General features: G+C 70.3%; 16 protein-coding genes. 10 read left to right on the top strand and 6 right to left on the bottom strand.

The features are described from left to right. Window positions 1-50 precede the first annotated feature (50 nt). Window positions 51-971, top strand: coding sequence for a DUF4349 domain-containing protein (locus Aco04nite_RS30115; RefSeq protein WP_213000596.1), 921 nt, complete (start codon window positions 51-53; stop codon window positions 969-971). Here the strand turns inward: Aco04nite_RS30115 and Aco04nite_RS30110 are convergent. Then, window positions 951-2,210 (bottom strand): amidohydrolase, encoded by a 1,260-nt coding sequence (locus Aco04nite_RS30110; protein WP_213000595.1) that lies wholly within the window; start codon window positions 2,208-2,210, stop codon window positions 951-953. The genes Aco04nite_RS30115 and Aco04nite_RS30110 overlap by 21 nt on opposite strands. A 263-nt stretch (window positions 2,211-2,473) precedes the next feature. On the opposite strand from Aco04nite_RS30110, the gene Aco04nite_RS30105 reads away from it, so the two are divergent. The 3 genes from Aco04nite_RS30105 (at window position 2,474) to Aco04nite_RS30095 (ending at window position 7,551) form a co-directional block, all read left to right on the top strand. Next, window positions 2,474-4,510 (top strand): serine/threonine-protein kinase, encoded by a 2,037-nt coding sequence (locus tag Aco04nite_RS30105; protein WP_213000594.1) that lies wholly within the window; start codon window positions 2,474-2,476, stop codon window positions 4,508-4,510. A gap of 64 nt (window positions 4,511-4,574) precedes the next feature. Beyond that, window positions 4,575-6,233, top strand: a complete 1,659-nt coding sequence (locus tag Aco04nite_RS30100; RefSeq protein ID WP_213000593.1) for a phospho-sugar mutase — start codon at window positions 4,575-4,577, stop codon at window positions 6,231-6,233. A 142-nt stretch (window positions 6,234-6,375) separates the two neighbouring features. Continuing rightward, window positions 6,376-7,551: a Fic family protein gene (locus Aco04nite_RS30095; protein ID WP_213000592.1), complete on the top strand. Its 1,176-nt coding sequence runs from the start codon at window positions 6,376-6,378 to the stop codon at window positions 7,549-7,551. Window positions 7,552-7,587: 36 nt separating this feature from the next. On the opposite strand, the gene Aco04nite_RS30090 is transcribed toward Aco04nite_RS30095, so the two are convergent. From Aco04nite_RS30090 to Aco04nite_RS30080, 3 genes are all read right to left on the bottom strand, one after another. Further along, window positions 7,588-8,274 (bottom strand): GOLPH3/VPS74 family protein, encoded by a 687-nt coding sequence (locus Aco04nite_RS30090; protein WP_213000591.1) that lies wholly within the window; start codon window positions 8,272-8,274, stop codon window positions 7,588-7,590. Window positions 8,275-8,337: 63 nt separating this feature from the next. Further along, complete coding sequence (locus Aco04nite_RS30085; RefSeq protein ID WP_213000590.1) at window positions 8,338-9,255, bottom strand: GT-D fold domain-containing glycosyltransferase; 918 nt, start codon at window positions 9,253-9,255, stop codon at window positions 8,338-8,340. Next, a complete protein-coding gene (locus Aco04nite_RS30080; protein WP_213000589.1) occupies window positions 9,252-12,704 on the bottom strand; it encodes a bifunctional glycosyltransferase/CDP-glycerol:glycerophosphate glycerophosphotransferase in 3,453 nt (1,150 codons plus the stop codon). Before Aco04nite_RS30080 ends, Aco04nite_RS30085 begins: the two co-directional genes overlap by 4 nt. 72 nt (window positions 12,705-12,776) lie before the next feature. Here Aco04nite_RS30080 and Aco04nite_RS30075 point away from each other — a divergent pair, with 72 nt between their 5' ends. Continuing rightward, window positions 12,777-13,259: an NUDIX hydrolase gene (locus tag Aco04nite_RS30075; protein WP_213000588.1), complete on the top strand. Its 483-nt coding sequence runs from the start codon at window positions 12,777-12,779 to the stop codon at window positions 13,257-13,259. Here the strand turns inward: Aco04nite_RS30075 and upp are convergent. Beyond that, entirely contained in the window at window positions 13,256-13,888 is a 633-nt protein-coding gene (upp, locus tag Aco04nite_RS30070) for a uracil phosphoribosyltransferase (RefSeq protein WP_203838303.1), read from the bottom strand. The genes Aco04nite_RS30075 and upp overlap by 4 nt on opposite strands. Before the next feature lie 62 nt (window positions 13,889-13,950). On the opposite strand from upp, the gene deoC reads away from it, so the two are divergent. The 5 genes from deoC to Aco04nite_RS30045 all read left to right on the top strand — a co-directional run bounded on the left by deoC (window position 13,951) and on the right by Aco04nite_RS30045 (window position 20,460). Beyond that, a complete protein-coding gene (gene deoC / locus Aco04nite_RS30065; protein WP_213000587.1) occupies window positions 13,951-14,865 on the top strand; it encodes a deoxyribose-phosphate aldolase in 915 nt (304 codons plus the stop codon). A 5-nt stretch (window positions 14,866-14,870) separates the two neighbouring features. Continuing rightward, window positions 14,871-16,298: an aldehyde dehydrogenase family protein gene (locus tag Aco04nite_RS30060; RefSeq protein ID WP_213000586.1), complete on the top strand. Its 1,428-nt coding sequence runs from the start codon at window positions 14,871-14,873 to the stop codon at window positions 16,296-16,298. A gap of 13 nt (window positions 16,299-16,311) precedes the next feature. Then, a complete protein-coding gene (locus Aco04nite_RS30055) occupies window positions 16,312-17,139 on the top strand; it encodes an aldehyde dehydrogenase family protein (RefSeq protein ID WP_213000585.1) in 828 nt (275 codons plus the stop codon). 93 nt (window positions 17,140-17,232) lie between these two features. After that, window positions 17,233-18,138, top strand: a complete 906-nt coding sequence (locus Aco04nite_RS30050; RefSeq protein ID WP_213000584.1) for a SatS C-terminal domain-containing protein — start codon at window positions 17,233-17,235, stop codon at window positions 18,136-18,138. Window positions 18,139-18,162: 24 nt separating this feature from the next. Continuing rightward, window positions 18,163-20,460: a transposase gene (locus Aco04nite_RS30045; RefSeq protein ID WP_213000583.1), complete on the top strand. Its 2,298-nt coding sequence runs from the start codon at window positions 18,163-18,165 to the stop codon at window positions 20,458-20,460. A gap of 209 nt (window positions 20,461-20,669) precedes the next feature. On the opposite strand, the gene Aco04nite_RS30040 is transcribed toward Aco04nite_RS30045, so the two are convergent. Next, a complete protein-coding gene (locus tag Aco04nite_RS30040; RefSeq protein ID WP_244876395.1) occupies window positions 20,670-21,119 on the bottom strand; it encodes an AAA family ATPase in 450 nt (149 codons plus the stop codon). Window positions 21,120-21,121 lie beyond the last annotated feature (2 nt).

Here is a 21,121-nt window from a genome sequence, read left to right as displayed (position 1 = left end):
CCCGCCGTACGTCCCAGCCGGGCAGACCGGAACGGGGAACGGGAGGATCCATGCGCACAGCAAGATCCAGGACATACGGATGGTGGGCGGCCGCCGGGCTCGCCTCGGTGATAGCGCTGGCGGGTTGCGGCAGCGGCGACAGCAGCAACACGGCGAGCGACTCGGCGGCCGCACCGGCGGTGGGCCAGGCCGGCGCCGGAATCGCGGAGAAGCAGGTCGAGCAGGACAGCACCGCCGAGGACAAGCAGAAATCGCCCGATCTGGCAGTCGACCAGCGGGCGATCGTCTACACCGGGTCCATCACCGTGCGGGTCGACGACGTCAACACCAAAGCCGCGCAGGTGACGGCCATCGTCACCGGGGCGGGTGGTTTCATCGGCGGCGACGATCGCAGCAGCAGCGGTGACAAGGGCTCGGCGCAGGCCACCCTGACGCTGCGGGTGCCCGCGGCGAAGTTCTCGAACGTCATCGACCAGCTCGCCGGGCTCGGCAAGGAGGAGCAGCGCGGGATCAGCACCGAGGACGTCACCGAGGAGACCGTGGATCTGGACGCCCGGATCCTCACCCAGACGGCCCGGGTGGACAGCGGGCGCAAACTGCTCGGCCAGGCGAAGTCCCTCAACGACCTGGTGATGCTCGAGCGCGAGGTCGCCACCCGCGAGGCGGATCTCGCGTCGTTGCAGGCCAAGAAGCGCCGGCTGGCCGACCTCACCGCACTCTCCACGATCACGGCGGTGCTGCTCGACCCGCAGGCCGACGTGACACCCGTCGATGACGGCGACCCGGGCTTCCTCGACGGGCTGACCGCCGGCTGGCACGGTCTGCTCACGTCGCTGGGTGTGGCGTTGACAGTGCTGGGGTTCCTGCTGCCGTGGCTGCTCATCATCGGCGTACCCGTCGGCTTCTGGCTCGTGCGCCGTAGGCGGCGCCGCAAGCCCGCGCCGGTGGCCCTAGAAAGCGCCGGTGGCTAGCGCGGCCAGGGCGGTGTGCACCATGACGCGGACGCCGTAGCCGATGCAGCGCTCGTCCACGTCGAAGTTGGCCTGGTGCAGGTCGTAGCGGACCTCGGAGCCGGGCGTGCCTGTTCCCAACCGGATCATCGCGCCCGGCACGTGCTCCAGGTAGAACGCGAAGTCCTCGCCGCCCATGCTGATCTCGGCCTCGACCACCCGGTCGGCGCCGAGCGCGGCACCGGCGGCACCGGCGATGACGGCGGCGGCCATCCGGTCGTTGATCACGGGCGGGACGCCGCGGGTGTAGGTGACCTCCGCCTCGGCGCCGGTCGCCGCCACCACGTCGCGGATCAACCTGGTGACCAGCTCGGGGGCTTCCCGCCAGGCCTCGCGGTTGAGGATGCGGACGGTGCCGAGCGCCTCGCCCTCGCCGGGGATCGCGTTGAACGCCTTGCCCGCGTGCACGGCACCCCAGACCATGGAGACGCCCGCGCGCGGGTCGACCCGGCGGTCCAGCAGTGCGGGGACGTCCACGATCACCCGGCCGAGTGCGTGCACCAGGTCGGCGGTGAGATGTGGCCGGGCGGTGTGACCGCCGGGGCCGGTCAGGCGCACCCGGATCGTGTCGGCGGCGGCGGTGAACGGGCCGGAGCGGACCCCGACCAGCCCGGCGGGCAGCTGCGGGTAGCAGTGCAGGGCGTAGATCGCGGCGACGTCCTTGAGCGCACCGGCGGCGATGACCCCGGGCGCGCCGGAGGGCACCGCCTCCTCGGCGGGCTGGAAGATCAGCCGGACCCGGCCGGGCAGCTCACCGAGATCGTTCAGCTGGGCCAGCGCGAGACCGAGGCCGAGCAGGACGGTGGTGTGCACGTCGTGGCCGCAGGCGTGCGCGACCTTGGCGACCGTCGAGCGGTAGGGCACGTCCTTGGTGTCCTGCAGCGGCAGTGCGTCCAGGTCGGCGCGGAACGCGATAACCCGGTCGCCCTCGCCGATGTCACAGATCAGACCGTTGCCCTTGGGCAGCAGCTGCGGGGTCAGCCCGGCGACGGCGAGCTCGCGGGCGATCAGTGCGGCGGTCTCGAACTCCGAGTACGACGGCTCCGGGTGCGAGTGGATGTGACGGCGGATGGCCACCAACTCGGCGCCCCGCGCACCCAGCCAGCGGTCGAGCTGACCGGGCAGGGGTTCGGCTCCGGGTGGCGGGCCCGGGAACGTCGCCGTCTGGGCGCCCTCGGACGCCGTCGCTGCACTCGTCACGTTCGGTATCGCTCTCGTCCTTGAGTCCGGTGTCCGCAATCGCGAAAGCCTAGACCCCCGCCACCGGTTCCACCGGGATTAGAAATACACGCCCGGGTGATACGAGCCCCGGCGTCCGAAAAGTGCCACCGAAAGCGATGGTACGGCTACGTACCGTCGAGAGAACGAGAACACTCGGCGACCGACTTCCGGAAACCGGGTCGGACCGGGCAAGATAGCGGGGTTGGCCGACCGCCCCCTAGACCCCCTTCGGTGGCATCTCTGTGACTCAGATCCCGACGTGGAGCAGTGGCAACACCGCTTCGACCAGCGGACGCGCAGCCCCGGGCACGCTCATCGGTGGGCGTTACACGCTGCGCTCGGCCGTGGGTCACGGCGGTATGGGCACGGTGTGGCGCGCCGCCGACACGCTGCTTCGCCGCGACGTGGCCATCAAGGAGGTCATCCTCCCGCCCGGCCTGGCGCCCAGCGACCGTGACTCGATGTATGAGCGGACGATGCGCGAGGCCCGCGCCGCCGCTGCTCTGCAGCACCCGGCCGTTGTCCAGGTCTATGACGTCGTGCACGAGAACGGCCGTCCCTGGATCGTCATGGAGCTGCTCGAAGCGCGCAGCCTCGCCGACATGGTGATCGAGGACGGCCCGGTCGCCGCCCGCGCGGTCGCCAAGATCGGCATCGCGCTGCTGGGTGCGCTCGAGGTGGCCCACGCGCACGGCGTGCTGCACCGTGACGTCAAGCCCGCCAACGTGCTCATCTGCAACGACGGGCGCTGCGTGCTCACCGACTTCGGTGTCGCCCGGATGCCCACCGACGTGCAGCTCACCACGCCCGGCATGGTGCTCGGCTCACCGCACTTCATCTCCCCCGAGCGGGCGATGGGCAGCGACTTCGGCCCGCCGAGCGACCTGTTCTCGCTAGGTGTGACGCTCTTCACCGCGATCGAGGGCCGGCCGCCGTTCGACAAGGGTGACCCGATCGAGACGATGCACGCCGTCGTCGAGGACCCGCCGACCCCCGCCGTGCGCGCCGGCTCGCTCACGCCGGTCCTGATGGGCCTGCTCGAGAAGGACCCCGCCCGCCGCTTCGACGTGACGACCGCCCGCACGATGCTGCGCCAGCAGCTCGCCGGGCCGCTGGCCAGCAAGGCCCCGCCGCACATGATGACGGACCCCTACTCGGTGGTCCCGTCGCAGCGCCCGCCGGCGGCCGAGACCCAGCAGATCCCGCCGCCCCAGCAGCCGAAGCCTTCCGGGCAGATCGGCGGCCGGGCCATGCTCGCCCCCGGCGAGTCGCTCTCCGGGCATCTGGCCAAGCTCAACAAGGACAACGCGCCGGGCCAGCAGCGGCGTGGTGCCGCGCCCGGCGCCGACCAGCCCACGGGCGCCTACCCGCCGCCTCCGCCGATGCCCGGCGGGGCTCGCGGCGGCGACCGCACGAGCGTGCTCCCATCCGCCGGGGGCAGCCACGGCGACCGGACCAGCGTCATCCCGCCCGGCAACCACGGCGACCGCACCAGCGTCATCGCCAACGGCAACCACGGCGACACGACGAGCGTTATTCCGCCGCGCCGGCAGTGGGACGGCAACCGCGCCGCCCGCGAGCCGATGAACTACGGCGGCGGCACGGTCACCATGAGCCCCGGTGCCAAGCGCAAGCAGATGATCGACAAGACGGTCACCACCGTCCGGCAGACCACCGACAAGGCGGTCACCACGGTCAAGGGCTGGCCGCGCAACACCCAGCTCGCCGCCGCCGGCGGTGCCGCGCTCGTGCTGATCCTCGTCGTGGTGCTGATCTTCAGCGGCAGTGGCAACGACGACAAGGCCACGACGACGGCCGCGCTGCCGCAGGCGTCAGAGCCTGCCGGTGCCAACTTCCCGACGGTCGCCTACAAGGGCCGCGGGACCAGCGTCTCGGTGCCCGAGGGCTGGACCAAGAAGAGCGGCGGCAGCTGGGTCGACTATGTGGACCCCGACTCCGACCGCAAGGTCCGGCTGCTGGTCGAGCCGGGCAAGGGTGAGGCGCAGGCCTTCCTGAAGATCGCCGAGAGCAATCTGAAGAAGAAGGGCTCCAGCTGCCCCAAGCCGTACAAGCAGGTCGGCCTCACCGAGCAGGAGATCGACGGCAAGCAGGGCGCGGTCCTCGAATACACCTGCGACGGCACCCGGCACGGGCTCTGGGGCGCGCTGATCGAGGGCGGCAAGGCGTATTCGTTCTACATGACCAGCACCGAGGAGCAGTTCGCCGACAGCAAGCCGATCTTCGACGAGTTGGTCAAGAGCTTCGCCCTCGACGGCTAGCTCTGTTTCCCGCGGCGGAAAACCCAGGTGAAACCATAAACAGGGGCCATGCTACGAACTGTGCATGGCAACAACTGACGAGCTACGAGAGCTGGCCGAGACCTGGCTGGCGGACGACCCGGACCCGGCGGGCCGCGAAGAGATCCGCGACCTGCTGGACCGGCTCCCGCAGACCGGGGAGGAGCTGGCCGACCGGTTCGCCGGCCCACTCACCTTCGGCACCGCGGGGCTGCGCGGCCGGTTGCGGGCAGGTCCCAACGGCATGAACCTGGCCGTGGTCACCCGCGCCGCCGCCGGGCTGGTCACCTGGCTCGCCGAGCAGGGCGGCACCGGCCCCCTGGTCATCGGCTACGACGCCCGGCACGGCTCGAAGGACTTCGCCGAACGCACCGCCCGGGTCGCCACCGCGGCCGGGCGCGAGGCCCTGGTGCTCCCCCGGCCGCTGCCGACCCCGGTCCTGGCCTACGCGGTCCGCAAACTCGACGCGGTCGCCGGCGTGATGGTCACCGCCAGCCACAACCCGCCCCAGGACAACGGCTACAAGGTCTATCTGGGCGCCCAGCTCGGTGGTCCGGCCGGCGCCGGCGCGCAGATCGTCCCGCCCGCCGACACCGGCATCGAGGCCGCGATCCGCGCGATCGAGAAGGTCACCGCGGTCCCGCTGGGCGGGCCCGGCACGCTCCTCGACGAACAGATCATCGACGGGTACGCCCGGAGCGCCGCCGCCGTAGTCGCCGAAGGCCCGCGTGACCTGAGAGTCGCGTACACACCCCTGCACGGTGTGGGTGGCCAGGTCCTCGCCGCAGCCTTCGCCGAAGCCGGTTTCGCCGCCCCGGCCATCGTCGCCGAACAGGCCGAGCCGGACCCGGACTTCCCCACGGTCGCGTTCCCCAACCCGGAGGAGAAGGGCGCGATGGACCTGCTCCTCGCGCTCGCCGAGGCGACCGGAGCCGACCTAGCCATCGCCAACGACCCCGACGCCGACCGGTGCGCGGTGGCCATCCCGCTACGCCCCGATGGCGGCTGGCGGGCGCTGCGCGGCGACGAGCTCGGCGTACTGCTCGCCGACCACCTGATCCGGCGCGGCACCCCCGGCACGTACGCCACCACGATCGTGTCGTCCAGCCAGCTCGGTGCGCTCTGCGAGGCGCGGGGCGTGCCCTACGCGGAGACGCTGACCGGCTTCAAGTGGATCGTCCGGGCCGCCGACGAACTGGCCTACGGCTACGAGGAGGCGCTCGGCTACTGCGTGGCCCCCGACATGGTCCGCGACAAGGACGGCATCACCGCCGCCCTCACCGTGGCGGAACTGGCCGCGTCACTGAAGGCGGAGGGCAGGACCATCCGCGACCGCCTCGACGAGCTGGACACCGAGTTCGGCGTCCACCGCACCGACCAGCTCTCCGTCCGCGTCGACGAACTCAGCGAAATCACCCGCATGATGACCCACGTACGGACGAACCCGCCGACCGAGCTCCTCGGCGTACCCATCACCGAGGTCGACGACCGCGCCCCCGACGCCGACGTCCTCACCCTGCGCACCGCCCAGGCCCGCGTGGTCATCCGCCCCTCGGGCACCGAACCGAAGCTCAAGGCCTACCTGGAGGTCGTCGAACCCCTCGGCACCGGCAAACTGGTCAACGCCCAGTTCCGCTCCGGCACCTCCATGGCCACCCTCCGCCGCGAAATCAGCGATGCCCTCGGCCTGCCGTCCTCACTCTGACGCTCGTCACGGAGAGTACTTACAATCTTGACCCGAGATTGTAAGTACTTCCGGATCGGCTTACAAACTCGCTTCGTGCCAACGTCCAGACTTGCAATCTAATCGCTGGATTGTAAGCGAATCGACCGTTACTTTAGATCGGGTGCAGTACCCAGATTTCGAAACATCCCCTGTTGGCTCACTTGTCCGTATCGGCGGCTGGGACCCTCGTTACGGTGAGCAATATAACGAGCGCGCATTTCTTCCCGATCCGCTTCCCTGGAAGCTGAACCTCAGCCAGGAGACCTACGTCGCAGTAGCCAACGCGACTGCGGCGGTCGCGCGTCTGGATCAAGCCGCCTTCCGGCTGCCGAACCCGACTTTGCTGGCCCGCCCGGCGATTCGACGCGAGGCTGTCAGCACCTCGGCCCTGGAAGGTACGTACACGACGCTTGACGACGTGCTGGAAGCCGACTTTCTCGACCGGGATCAACTGACGGCGTCTGTCGCCGAAGTCGTCAACTACGTCGAAGCAGCGGAGCTGGCATTCGACTGGATCAAAGACAAACCGATCACGGTCAGCATGCTCGAACAGCTGCAGAAACGACTTGTTCGTGGCACTCGGGGGGACTCCGGCGAGGCGGGTCACGTCCGTACGACCCAGGTTTTCATCGGTAGTGGTGGCGGACGAGTGGGCGACGCTCGGTTCATCCCGTGCCCACCCGGCGACCAACTGCAGGCCGGAGTCCAAGCCTGGGCGTCATGGATCAACGGTGAGGATGTCTTTCCCCTGGTGGTCAAGATGGCTCTGGGCCACTACCAATTTGAGACTCTGCACCCGTTCAACGACGGCAACGGCCGGCTCGGCAGACTGGTATGTGTTCTTCAGTTGGCCTGTCGCGGTGAGTTGAGAGTCCCGGTTCTGAACCTGTCTCCTTGGCTGGAGTCACGGCGCCGCGAGTATCAGGATCATTTGCTCCGGTGCAGTGCCACGGGCGAGTTCGACCCCTGGATCCAGTTCTTCTCCGAGGCGGTCAGGGCACAGGCCGTCAGGGCAGTCGAAAAGATCGATGCCCTGCACGACTGGCGGGACGAAGCAATGAACCGCCTGATGAAGGCCAGTATCCGGGGTGTCGCCACCCGGATCACCGAAGATCTCATCGGATATCCGATGATCACTCCCACCACGGCATCACAACGTCATGGCGTCAGTTACCCTGCCGCCAACACGGCCGTGAATCGGCTGGTCAGCCTCGGCATCCTCGAGGAACGCACCGGTCGGCAGTATGGCCGGGTCTTCGCCAACCGCAACATTCTGAACATCATCAACGCGATCTGAGCCGTTGCGCCTCCTCGGCGCAACGGTGCTCTCTGCTCAGACGACGCGGGGGGCGCCCAGGGCGGCTCGGATGGCGTTGCCGAGGGTGGCGACGACCAGGGCGACGCTGGGGCGGACGATGGAGTTCTCGAGGTTGGCGTCGCCGGAGAAGCCGGCTCCGCTGGCGATCTTCTCGAGGCGTTCGTGGGCGCGGGCGGCTTCCTCCGGGGGCAGGCGCAGGGCCGGCTCCATGCGGGTGGCGACCAGCAGGGTGCAGAGGGCGGCGGTGCGCTCGTCCGGGACGGCGTCGGTGATGAGGGCTTCGGCGAGGCGCTTGCGGATCTCGGCTTCGAAGGCCGGGTCGGTGGTCGGGTAGCGGTGCAGGTGGATGACGCCGCCCATCTGGGTCTCGTCCTCGTCGCGGATGACGCCGCGGGTGATGAGATCGTCGAGGACGTGCTGGCGCAGGCGGTGACGCAGGCGCTGGACCCATTGTGCGGGGGTGTGCGGGTCGTCGTCGGCGGCCTTCGCGAGGATCCGGTCGGCGATCGGGTCCCCGGTCGGCGTGGGGTCGTTGACGACCAGGTTCCCGGCGACGTACGCGATCCGCCCGGCCAGCGCGAGGTCGACCAGCACCGCAGCGGCCATGCCGAGGTCGAGCCCGATGCGGGAACCGGTCGCCTTGCCGGTCTGGTCGTCGTACGCGAGGAGGAGGAGCTCCTCAGCAAGGGCGATGGAGGTCATGAGGCAAACGATAGTGGCCGGTGTCACCGATGCAACGCCCGGAGGGCCGCCTGGGGGAAAGTCTTAAGTCTGGTCGAGGGCGGCGGTGGGGTGGTTGGATGGGTACTTCTTGACAACGTTGAGGGACTCCGGCCAGGCGCCGTCGGCGAAGACGTTCGCCCAGCTCTCGCTGATGTGGCCCATGTCGATGGCCCATCGGCCGCGCTGCGAGAGCCACGCGGCGACGAGAGTTCCGCACGGTCCGAGAGCAAGCAGGTACAACTTGTCAGCGTCCCGTCTTTCCAATTCATTCTTCAGGCGGGAGAGATCGGCGTAGGCATCCCGCGGCGTCGAGTAGAGAAACTCGACTGACTTCGCGTTGTCGAACAGCGCCGGTTCCAGCTTGAAGCGGGACCCCTGCCCGGTGACGACGCAGATCCGCTGACCGTCCCAGACGTCGCGCCACAGCTGTACCCCGCGCTCGCCGAGCTGGGCGAAGAAGACGGGCCGGGTGACGTGCGCGGAGCCATAGTGCACATCGGGGTTGAGCAGGGGTTTCACCTCGGGCCAGAGGTCCAGCCAGACGCCGGTCCAGTGCACGTCGCGAATCGTGTAAGGGAAGGCGACCAGCAGGCGGTCCGGGTCGTAGCCGTCCATCTCCAGCACCGCTCGAAGCTCCCCGGCGAGGGCGGCGGACCAGGGCTGGAACTTCAGGCCGAACTGCGGGCGCAGCATGATCTTGAGTTCGCCGTCGCCGAACCGGGCGAGGCTGAGCCGCTCCTGGGCGACCCGGCGCATGGTCTCCTCGAAGGTGTATTGCCGGGCTTCGGTGAATTCGCGGATCTCGGCGTAGATGGGCGTCGACGCCAGCGCGCGGAAGCCTTCGAGATACTTGCGCTGCTGTTTGAGCTCCCAGCGGATGTCCACGAGCAGCGCGTTGGTCTCGGTGAGCCGCGGGTCGGCGAGACGGCGCCTGATGGCACCCCAGGCTCGCTTGATCATGACAGCATCCGGTCGGCCAGCCGGGCAGCCGCGTGGCCGTCGTCGAGGTCGCAGGCTTTACCGGCGAACGCGCGGTAACGGTCGGCGTAGCGCTCGGCGATCGCGTCGACGTCCCGGACCGCGTCGATCACCTCGGCTGACGTGGCGAGCAGCGGGCCGGGCGCCTCCGCCTCGAAGTCGAAGTAGAACCCGCGCAGTTCGTCGCGGTAGTGCGCCAGGTCGTACGTGAAGAACAGGATCGGCCTGCCGGTGGCCGCGAAATCGAACATGACCGAGGAGTAGTCGGTGATCAGGATGTCGGCAGCGGCGAGCAGGTCGGCCATGTCCGGGTACGCGGAGACGTCGTGCACGAACCCGTCGCCGGGCAGCTCGTCGATCACGTTGGGGTGACGCCGGACCAGCAGCACATGGTCGGCGCCGAGCCGGTCCGCGGCCAGCCGGGTGTCGAGCCGCATGGACATCCGGTACGCGCCGCCGCTGTGCTCGTCGTCGCGCCACGTGGGCGCGTACAGGATGATCTTGCGTCCGGGCGGGACCCCGACCGCCGCCCGGACCCGCTCGGTGATCTCGGTGCGGTCCTGAAGAAGCACGTCGTTGCGGGGGTAACCGATCTCCAGCAGCTCCCCGCCGAAGCGGAAGGCGCGGCGCAGCAGCGGCGAACTGAACGTGTTCGGCGAGACGAGGAAGCTCCAGTTGGGGGTCTCCAGCGCGAGTTTCTCCAGGTAGCGCTTGTCGGTGAACTGCACGTCGGCGATGTCGAAGCCGATCCGCTTGAGCGGCGTACCGTGCCAGGTCTGCACGACGACCTGGCCCTCGCGGCGGCGGAACCATTCCGGCAGGTGCTGATTGGTGACGATGTAACGGGCCGTGGCCAGCGCCTCGTGCCATTCCCGGCTCCACAACGGCACCGGCTCGGCGGAGTGCGGCAACGGTGCCTGACCGTCCACGGAGACCCACTGGTGTTCCAGCGGCAGGCCACGGGCGAGCAGCTCCTCGTGCACGGCCCGGGGGCTGTCGGAGTACTGGCGGCCGGTGAAGCTGTTGTAGAGCACCACGTCACGCAGCGGCGTCTCGCGCATCGCCGGGTAGTGGCGTTCCCGCAGCCTGGTCTGGTTACGCCGGCCACGGTCCTCGTCGGGCAGCGCGGAGCGGACCCGCAGCACCATCCGCTCGTCGGCCAGCCACTCCAGCGAGACCCGGGGTGCGTCGCCTGCCAGCGGCAACGGCAGGACGTTCAGGGCGGCGGGGGCTGCGGGCAGGGGCTCGACCGGGCCGGTTCCGCTGCGGCACAGGACGTGCCAGGTGCCGGCGCGCATGCGTACGGTGCTGCCGAAGTTCTCGACCGCGACCGGGTCGACCTCGACGGACCAGGTGTCGCCGGTCGCGCGTACCGGAAAAGTCCTGGTCTCCCGCGCACCGGTCGCGCGCAGCACCAGGCTGAGAGCCGCGGACCGGCCGTGCAGTCGCCCCGAGAAGCGGAAACGCCGGTCGGCGGTGCTGACCTCGGTGAGTACCGGGCCGGTCGGGAGCGCGACCAGGACCGGGTCGCCGTCGGCCCGGGGATGCACGTGGACCGTCCGGGGCCCGAGCTCGACCGGATCCCATTGCCCGTCCATGAGCGAGACGCAGTTGATCTCGCCGCTGCGTTTGGTGCCGGTCGCCAGCCGGATCCGCCAGCGTTCCGAGGGCTCCCCGATCTTCAGCGGCGGGTACGCGGCCTCGTCCCGGCGCAGGTCGCAGACGGGGACGCGGAAGCTGAACCGCTCCCCCTCGACCCGCAGCGGATAGCGGCGCCAGGGTAGCCCCGGCACCCGGGACAGCGTCGCGGACGTGGGTCGCACGCCCTCGACCAGGCCCTCCACCACCAGGCTGTCGTCGTCGCCGTACATGCCGGTCAGGACCGCCGGCACCCGCTCCACGCGCAGCCGCAGCCGGCCCGCGTCGATGTACGGCACGATCCGGACGTCATCCAGGTACAGCGGCGTCAACCGGACCGGGGTCGCGGGCTGGCCGATCTCCAGCGAACCCTTGCTCCGGCTGCCCAGGCCGACCACCCCGACCACCACGGACCAGTCGTTGTCGCGCCAGCCCCCGTTCGGGGCACGCAACGACAACGGATCGATCAACACCTCGAAACCCGACCAGTCGTACGCCGTACGCGTCGACCCGTGATCCCCCGTCGCGTCCGCACACCGGCGGTTCACCATCGGCGTACGCCGGGTCCGCCGCCCCCCGCTCTCCTTGAGCCAGATCAGCCGTGACGTGCTCCACGGATGCGCCGCGGACTGCCCCGGGATGAACGCGTGACCCCGGATCCGCAGCTTCCCGTCGACCCACTCGACCTCGTGCACCTTCGTGCGCGGGCGCGGCGTGCCCGCCGTGAACAGCTCGGCGGGCAGCTCCGGCAGCTTCTCGTGGTAGAGATCCATGTCGTGATAGCGGCGCAACCCGCGACGGGCGATCCGGCGCTGGCGGCGCAGCGCCGGCACCAGCTCCAGGATCTCCGGCAGCATCCGGTTCCGGACCAGCGTCCAGAGCACCCGCTGGGTGGCCGGCAGCTCCAGGATCGCTTCCGGCTCCACGGTGTCCAGGTAGGCGTTGGTGCGCTCCAGGAACACCGACCGGTAATCCGCGTCGACCCGGGGCAGCACCCGCAGGAAGAGCATCAGGTCGTCCTTGAGCACGGACTCGTCGTACAGCCGTTTGATCGCGGGCTGGCTGGTCAGCATCCGGCTCACGCCCCAGCAGCTCTCCAGCCGGTCGAGGAAGGCCGGCAGCTCCTCGCGACGCTGGGTGATCGACTTGTCCGGACCCTCGCGCTCCCGCCAGTAGTAGACCGGCGTCTCGAGCACGTCGACCGCCGTGGCGAGCACGTGCGCTGGGACGGTGACCAGGGCGTCCTCGTAGAGCACACCCTCCGGGAACGCCAGCTCGTGGGTGTCGTAGAAACTGCGCCTGAAGACCTTGTTCCAGGCGGTCCGGTCACCCAGCAGGACAGGACGGCGACTGACATGGGTACGCAGAAACGTGCCGGCGAACGCTCCCCGGTGCATCGGTGACTGGTGCAGGCCCCGCGTGTTCAGGCGCAGCACGTTCCCGCACGAGAAGTCGGAGCCGGTCTTCTCCAGGCTCGCGACCAGAAGCTCGGCGGCGTACGGCGCCAGCACGTCATCGCTGTCGACGAACATCAGGTATTCCCCGGTCGCGTGGCCGACCCCGGTGTTGCGGGCCGCGCCCAGCCCGCCGTTCTCCTTGCGGATCAGCCGGAAGCGGGAATCCTTCTCCACGAACCGCTCGGCGATCGCGGCGCTGTCATCGGTCGACCCGTCGTCGACCATGATCACTTCGAGCGCGTCGCGGTACTGCCCGGCGAGCGATTCCAGGCACTCGCCGAGATACGGCGCGACGTTGTAGACGGGCACGACGATGCTGAGGACCGGACTCGCCATTTCGGCAGAATAGGCAGCGAACCGGCTGCCCCGGGCGTACATCGGTCGATTCGCACGCCTAGGGTGACCGGCGTGCAGGCCATTATCGCGACGCTGGGTTATGTGCTTTCGGCCGACGGCCGGGAGGTGTTGATGATCCGGCGCGACACCCGCCCGGACGACATGCACTTCGGCTATTACAACGGGCTCGGCGGCAAGCTGGAGCCGGACGAGGACGTGGTCTCCGGCCTGCGGCGCGAGGTACGCGAGGAGGCCGGGATCGAATGCGACGCCGTCGACCTGTCCGGCACGATCTCATGGCCCGGTTTCGGCCGTGCCGGGGAGAACTGGTTCGGTTTCCTCTTCCGCGTCCCGTCCTGGAGCGGAACGCCGCTCCAGGGCAACGATGAGGGCAGCCTGCACTGGATGCCGGTGGCGGACGTGCTGGCGGGCAGACTCCCGATGTGGGAGTCCGACCGCCATTTCCTGCCGCTCGTCTTCGCCGCTTCCCCGAGCGTCTTCCACGGGGTCATGCCGTTCTCGAACGGTCGAGCGCTCAGCTGGTCCGTTTCTTAGAAGCGGGGCATTCCGCCGAACTGGCGGTCGCCCGCGTCGCCGAGGCCCGGGACGATGTACATCTTCTCGTTCAGGCCCTCGTCGATGCTGGCGGTGATCAGGCGCACCGGCAGGCCCGAGGTCCGCAGCCGCTCGACACCCTCCGGGGCGGCCAGCACGCAGCAGATGGTGATGTCGGTGGCACCACGGTCGACGAGCAGCTGCACGCAGTGCACCAGCGAGCCACCGGTCGCCAGCATCGGGTCGAGCACCAGCACCGGCAGGCCGGCGAGGTCGCCCGGCAGCGACTCCATGTACGCCCGCGGCTCGTAGGTCGCCTCGTCACGCGCCAGGCCCACGAACCCCATCGACGACTCCGGCAGCAGCGCCAGCGCGGAGTCGGCCATGCCGAGGCCCGCGCGGAGCACCGGCACGATCAGCGGCGGGTTGGCAAGCCGGGTGCCCATCGTCGGCGCCACCGGGGTGGTGATCGGGTACTGCTCGGTGGCGAACGCGCGCGCCGCCTCGTAGACCACCATGGTGGTGAGTTCGTGCAGGGCCGCGCGGAAGACACCGGAGTCGGTCTCGGCGTTCCGCATAGCGGTGAGTCGGGTCTGGGCCAGCGGGTGATCAACGACGAGTACGTCCACGCCGATCAACCTACCGGGGTTCATCAAGATCAACTGCTGGTGGGCTGCGTAGAATCGATTTCATGACTGCGACGCTCGACCTCCGAGCCTCTCTCCACGGCCTGCCCGGGGTCGACAAGGTGGGCGTCGAGGCGCGGGCCGCCGCCCTCGCGACCCGATCGGTGAAGACGACCGCCAAGGCCGCCGCCATCGACCTGGCCATCCGGATGGTCGACCTGACCACGCTGGAGGGCGCCGACACCCCCGGCAAGGTCCGCGCGCTGGCCGCCAAGGCGCTGCGCCCCGACCCCGCCGACTCTTCGTGCCCGCATGTCGGAGCCGTCTGCGTCTACCCCGCGATGGTTCCGTACGTCGCCGAGGTGCTGGCCGGTTCGGGCGTCCACCTCGCCAGCGTGGCGACGGCCTTCCCCTCGGGGCAGGCACCGCTCGACGTCAAGCTCGCCGACACCCGCGACGCGGTGGCCGCCGGCGCCGACGAGATCGACATGGTGATCAGCCGGGGCGCGTTCCTCGCCGGCCGCTACGACCACGTCTTCGAGGAGATCGTCGCCGTCAAGCAGGCGTGCGGCGACGCGCACCTCAAGGTGATCCTGGAGACCGGCGAGCTCGCGACGTACGACAACGTGCGCCGCGCGTCCTGGCTGGCGATGCTGGCCGGTGCCGACTTCATCAAGACCTCCACCGGCAAGGTCCCGGTCGCGGCGACGCTGCCCGTGACGCTGGTGATGCTCGAAGCGGTCCGCGACTTCCGCGCCCGCACCGGCCGCCAGGTCGGGGTCAAACCGGCCGGTGGCATCAAGACCACCAAGGACGCCATCAAGTACCTGGTGATGATCAACGAGACGGTCGGCGACGACTGGCTCGACCCGGCCTGGTTCCGGTTCGGTGCCTCCTCGCTGCTGAACGACCTGCTGATGCAGCGGACCAAGCTCACGACCGGCCACTACGCCGGCCCGGACTACTTCACCCTGGACTGATCAGAATGTTCGAGTACGCCCCAGCTCCGGAGTCCCGGTCGGTCGTCGACATCGCGCCGTCCTACGGGCTCTTCATCAACGGCACCTTCGAGGCCCCCGGCTCCACCGGCGGCGTCTTCAAGACCGTCAACCCGGCGACCGAGGAGGTCCTCGCGGAGGTCTCCGCCGCCGGCCCGGAGGACGTCGACCGTGCCGTCGCCGCCGCCCGCAGCGCCTTCGGGCCCTGGTCGGCGCTGCCCGGAGCCGAGCGCGCCAAATACCTCTTCCGCATCGCCCGGATCATCCAGGAGCGCTCCCGCGAGCTCGCCGTGCTCGAGTCGCTCGACAACGGCAAGCCGATCAAGGAGTCCCGCGACGTCGACCTGCCGCTGGTCGCCGCGCACTTCTTCTACTACGCGGGCTGGGCCGACAAGCTCGAGTACGCGGGTTTCGGGGAGAACCCGCGGCCGATCGGCGTGGCCGCCCAGGTCATCCCGTGGAACTTCCCGCTGCTGATGCTCGCGTGGAAGATCGCCCCGGCCCTGGCCACGGGCAACACCGTCGTGCTCAAGCCGGCCGAGACGACCCCGCTCTCCGCGCTGTTCTTCGCCGACATCTGCCGCCAGGCCGATCTGCCCCCGGGCGTCGTCAACATCATCACCGGCGCCGGCGAGACCGGCCGCACCCTGGTCGAGCACCCCGGCGTCGACAAGGTCGCCTTCACCGGCTCCACCGAGGTCGGCCGGCAGATCGCCCGCTCGGTGGCCGGCACCGGCAAGCGCCTCACCCTCGAGCTCGGCGGCAAGGCCGCCAACATCGTCTTCGACGACGCCCCGATCGACCAGGCCGTCGAGGGCATCGTCAACGGCATCTTCTTCAACCAGGGCCACGTCTGCTGCGCGGGCTCGCGCCTGCTGGTCCAGGAGTCGGCCTACGACGAGGTCATGGAGTCGCTCAAGCGCCGGATGGCGACGCTGCGCCTCGGCGACCCGCTCGACAAGAACACCGACATCGGCGCGATCAACTCGGCCGAGCAGCTCGAACGCATCCGGGTCCTCACCGACGCCGGCTCGCAGGAGGGCCCCGAGCGCTGGTCCCCGCCGTGTGAGCTGCCCGCGCAGGGCTTCTGGTTCGCCCCCACGATCTTCACCGGCGTGACCCAGGCGCACCGCATCGCCCGCGAGGAGATCTTCGGCCCGGTGCTCTCGGTACTGACGTTCCGCACCCCCGCCGAGGCGATCGAGAAGGCCAACAACACGCCGTACGGGCTCTCCGCGGGCATCTGGTCGGAGAAGGGCTCGCTGATCCTGGCGGTCGCCGACAAGCTGCGCGCCGGGGTGATCTGGGCCAACACGTTCAACAAGTTCGACCCGACGTCACCGTTCGGCGGTTACAAGGAATCCGGATACGGCCGTGAAGGCGGCCGACACGGCCTGGAGGCATACCTTGGCTAAGAAGCCGCCCGTCGTGACCGCCCCCGCCGCCCCCACGCGGCTGGGCGTCCGGAAGACCTACAAGCTGTTCATCGGCGGGAAGTTCCCCCGCAGCGAGTCAGGACGGACCTATCTCGTGAACGGCGACAACGTCGCGCTCGCCTCGCGCAAGGACGCCCGGGACGCCGTCGTCGCGGCCCGCGCCGCCCAGCCGAAATGGGCCGGGGCCACCGCGTACAACCGGGGGCAGGTGCTCTACCGCATCGCCGAGATGCTCGAGAGCCGTCGGGATGAGTTCGCTGCTCAGGGCGTACCCGTGGCAGAGGTTGAAGCCGCGGTGGACCGCTGGGTCTGGTATGCGGGGTGGGCCGACAAGATCGCCCAGGTCCACGGCGGCGCCAACCCCGTCGCCGGCCCGTTCTTCAACATCTCGGCGCCCGAGCCGACCGGCGTCGTCGCCGTCGTCGCCCCGGCCTCGTTCCTCGGGCTGGTCAGCGTCATCGCCCCGGCGATCGTCACCGGCAACACCGTGGTCGTCCTCGCCGCGGGCCCGCAGGCCGCCGTCACCCTCGCCGAGGTGCTCGCCACCTCCGACGTCCCGGGCGGCGTCGTGAACATTCTCACCGGCAACGCCGCCGAGACCGCGCCCTGGCTCGCCTCGCACGACGACGTCAACGCCATCGACCTGGCCGGGGTCACGGACCTCGATCTCGCCACCGAGCTGGAACGCGCCGCAGCAGGCAACCTCAAGCGGGTTTTGCGCCCCGGTGATCCGGAGAATGACTTCGCGGGTGATCCCGGGCTGAAGCCCATGGTCGCGCTGCTGGAGACTAAGACCGTGTGGCACCCGAAGGGTTTCTGACCGCGGTCGGGCCGTTCCCAGGAGCGACCACTAAGGTGTGTGCCCAGACTCACCCCGTCCGAACAGCTCGAGAGAACCAACCCGGAGGTCAGAGTGGCCAGCCAGTCGCCCGAAGAGGAACTTGCGACGGCCCAAGAGGGCCTCTCGGGCCGTGAGCTCTGGGACGAGGTCCGGATCCGGCCGGTCGAGATCGCCATGCCCGGCGGAGTCGGCCTGACGCTGCGTGCATACCGGAAGGCCTCCGAGCTGACCCCCACCGAGGTGGAGGTCGACGAGGACGACCCGTTCGACGCACGTGAGCGGGCCCGCGAGGCGCGCGAGGCCGTCGAGGCGGACGCCATCGTCGACGACGAATTCGCAGCGCTCGTGACCGAGGGTGATCCCGACCCGAAGGACAGCAAGGACAGCAAGGCCGGCACGATCCGCGACGAGAACGGCGATCTGGTCGCCGAGCCCGACCCGGAAGACTTCAAGGACGACGAAGCAGAGGACGCTGCCGCGGAGGCGGAGGACGAGGAAGTGCCCGTCTTCCTCAGCAACCGCGGCAAACTGCTGGCGTTCAAGACGCCCGAGTCGCTGGTCTCCTTCATTCAATCGGGTGCTCCGCACGACCTCGCGCAGCTCGACACCTGGGCCACCGTCGCCGAGCGGGTAGAGTCTTCGGACGTCGACCCGCTGCCGGACGACCGCTACGAGCTCGACCTCGTGGTGGAGAACCTGCGCGGCGGTCACGACACGTGGGATCTCTCGTTGCTCATCGCGGCGGGAGAGGTGGCCCGAGACCTGGGCCACGCGTTGCGTCTGAAGCCGGTCATCCTGGCACTGTCGCCCGGATCGCCGCTCGACGACCTCGACGAGTCCCTGCGGTCGGCCGAGAGTGGCGGAATGGGCGGTTTCTTCGGACGCCGCAAGCTCCGTAAAATCGGGGCACAGCAGGCGAGTCTGGGGTGGCGTTCGGTAATCGGCAAGATCTCTGCCGCCGTGGACTGGCGCGACTGACCCCTCACCAGGGACCATCAGTCCTTGGCCGAAAACAGAAGTCCCGGGGAGGAGGACGACGCCGTGGCGCTCGTGCGCGTGTACTGCGGTCTGGCGTCGGCTGATGAGAAGGTGCATTCGGCTTCGGCCGGAGCAGCACTGACCATCGCCGTGGTGGACGACGCAGGCCGGCTGCTCGGAGTCCATGAGATCAGCGACGACCCGTCGGGCTATGCCCAGCTGGGGACGCTGCTCGTGGAACGGACGAGTGGATTCGCCGAGGCCGCGGTGGCTGCGGACAGCGATGACCACATGGTCACCTCGCTGCTGACCGCCGCTGGTCGTCCCCTGGTCGTAGCCGACGATGACTCCGCCGACAACTTCGCGAAGCGTTTCGGCGACGACAGCTCCCTGGGAGAGCTGAACGCACCGCCGGCCGCCCGCCGCGCCGTGGGCCTGGCCCGCGCGCTGCAGGCGGGGGCGATCGCCGCCGTCACCATCCCCGCCCCGCGCGAGCTCGTCACCTACAAGCCGGTGCTCGCTGCGCACGTCACGATGCTCAAGGGCCGTTTCGCCGCGGCGTCCGCCCTGCAGGAAGTGCTGCGCGAGCTGTATCCCGCGGCGCTGAGGGCCTATCCCGACCCGGCCCACCCGCTCGCCCTGGCCGTGCTCGACGCCCTGCCCGAGCCCGGCCGCCTCACGGCGCGCGGCGGCTCCCCGGAGCAGATGGCCGAGGAGATCGCCCGCGAGCTGACCCGCGCCGGAGCGGGCACCGAGGACCAGGTCGTCTCCGCCGTCACCGCCCTGGTCGTGGCCATCAACGAGTCGCCCCGCCGCGGCGGCGTCAACAAGTCGCTCGCAGCGGCCGCCGCCGACACCGTGCGGCACGCGATCGGCGCCGTGAAATCCTGCGACGCCGCCTGCGAAGCCCTCGTCGGCACCCTCGCCGAGCGCGCGAGTCAGGTCACCGGCGTCGCGGGTGGCCGCCGTCAGGCAGGTTCCCGCCGCGCCCCCGAGTCGGCCGCGTCCTCCGTCTCCGCGATGCCCGCCCCCGGCGGCATGGGCTCCCTGCGCCCCTCCGACACCGGCGTGGGTCTCGGCTCTTCGCGTCCCTCCGACACCGGCGTGGGCCTCGGCTCTTCGCGCCCGTCCAGCACCGGTGGTGGCCTCGGCCGCCGCGGTCGCCCCGAGCCCGCCGTCGCCGGCAACGGCCCGGCCATGCCCCGCCCGCTCACCAGCCCTCCGGTGGCGCCCAACCCGCTGATGCCGCCGCCGCTGGCGCCCAGCCCCATGAGCTCCCCGCCGATGGCACCGGCCGCCAGCCTCCCGACCCGCACCTCGGGCTCGTCGAGCCGCCCGGTCTCCGTGCCGCCGCCCCCGCCGGGCATGACGCCGATCACCCCCGGCTCCCGGCCCTCCTCGGTGCCGCCGGCCGACTCGGGACAACCGTTCCGCCCAACCCTGACGACCGCGGCCATGAGCAGCGCCCGCGCAGAACGCCAGCGCACGGTCATCCCACCGCGCCCGAGCACACCCCGCAACGGCAACAGCGCCCCGGCCGCCACCGACTTCTCCCTGCCGATGCCGACGGCACCGCGCACGAACGGCGACCTGCCGGAGCCCGGTTCCCGAGCCAACTGGCCCCTGCTCAACACCGGTGACGACCCGCTCACCTCCGGCGCGGTCAGCAGCCCGCCGGCGGACGGCCGGGTCCGCCCCCCGTGGCAGGACATGCCCAAGGAGCCCCCGTCGCTGCGCCTGGTGGACGGTCTCGGCGCCCTCGACAAGCCCGCGGACCCGTCCGACCCGCCGTCGCTGCGCCTGGTCGAAGGACGCAACGGCCGAGCGGCAGCCCGCCGCGCCCCGGCGCTGACAGCCCTCGACCGCAGCAGCACCCCGCCAGTCCCCGCCGAGGGCGACGGCGACCTGCTGATCTTCGCCGCGGCCCGCTCAGCGTGGTTCACCGGTCACAGCGACGCCGAGACCGCCACCTCCGACCTCGACTGGACCAGCCCGATGGACACCGGCTGGCGCGCAGCCGAAAAGGCATCGGCCCCCGAGGTCTCCGCGTCGACCACCGCCGGCCTGCCCAAGCGCGTCCCCCAGGCCAACCTGGTGCCAGGCTCCCCGCTGCGCGAGGAACGCCCGAGCCGCATCGTCCGCGACGCCGCCAGCATCGCCGCCCACACCACGGGCTACTTCCGCGGTTGGCGCCGAGGCCAGGAAATCGGCGGCTACGCCATCGGCGGTCGCCCGGGCCGCGAATCCGCCGGCGGCTGGGACTTCAGCCGCGAGGGCCAGCCCGAGGACGACTTCCGCAACGCGGGCTACCCCAGCCGCTGACAGCACCGCAGGCCGGCCCAGCCGCTGACAGCACCGCTGGCCGGCCCAGCCGCGCTGACAGCAACGGGCCTCAACCCAGCCGCTGACAGCAGCGCTGGTCGGATCAGCCGCTGTGCCCGCTCAGAGCAACGCTGCTCGCCCCGGCCGGGCGGTCGCTTCCGCGAAGGTCGCCCGGCCGGGGCGACTGCTTGTGCGGGCTCCTGGGCGGTTCAGGCCCCCGCGGTCAGCAACCGCTCGACGACGTCGGCCAGGTCTTCAACAGCGCGCCGCCCGTCGAGCTCCAAGGTGGCGCCGGGACGCAGCAGCGGCTCGACCTCGGCCACCCAACGCCTGATCTCCGCCCGCTGCGCGGCAGTTCTGCCATACGGATTGTTCGTACGCCGCGCGACACGCTCGAGAAGAACCTCCAGCGGCGCACTGAGCAGAACGACCTCGTCGAAACGGTCGTAGAACCGGCCCTGGTTCTCGGCCGTGCCCGACACCGCGACATCGCCGGGCCCGGCGAGCAGGGCAGTCATGCGGGGCTCGTCCCAGGTCCCGTCGGGCAGCGTCCAACCGCCGTAGTCGGTGTCGACGGTGGTGACACCTCGCCGGGCCAGCTCGTCGAGCAGCCTGGTCTTGCCCGCGCCCGACATGCCCGTCACCAGCACCCGCGTCACGC

The organism is Winogradskya consettensis, from assembly GCF_018332715.1.
GTDB classification, from domain to species: domain Bacteria; phylum Actinomycetota; class Actinomycetes; order Mycobacteriales; family Micromonosporaceae; genus Actinoplanes; species Actinoplanes consettensis.
The sequence above is the reverse complement of the archived record's forward strand: the minus strand, read 5'-3'. Positions and strand labels throughout refer to the sequence as shown.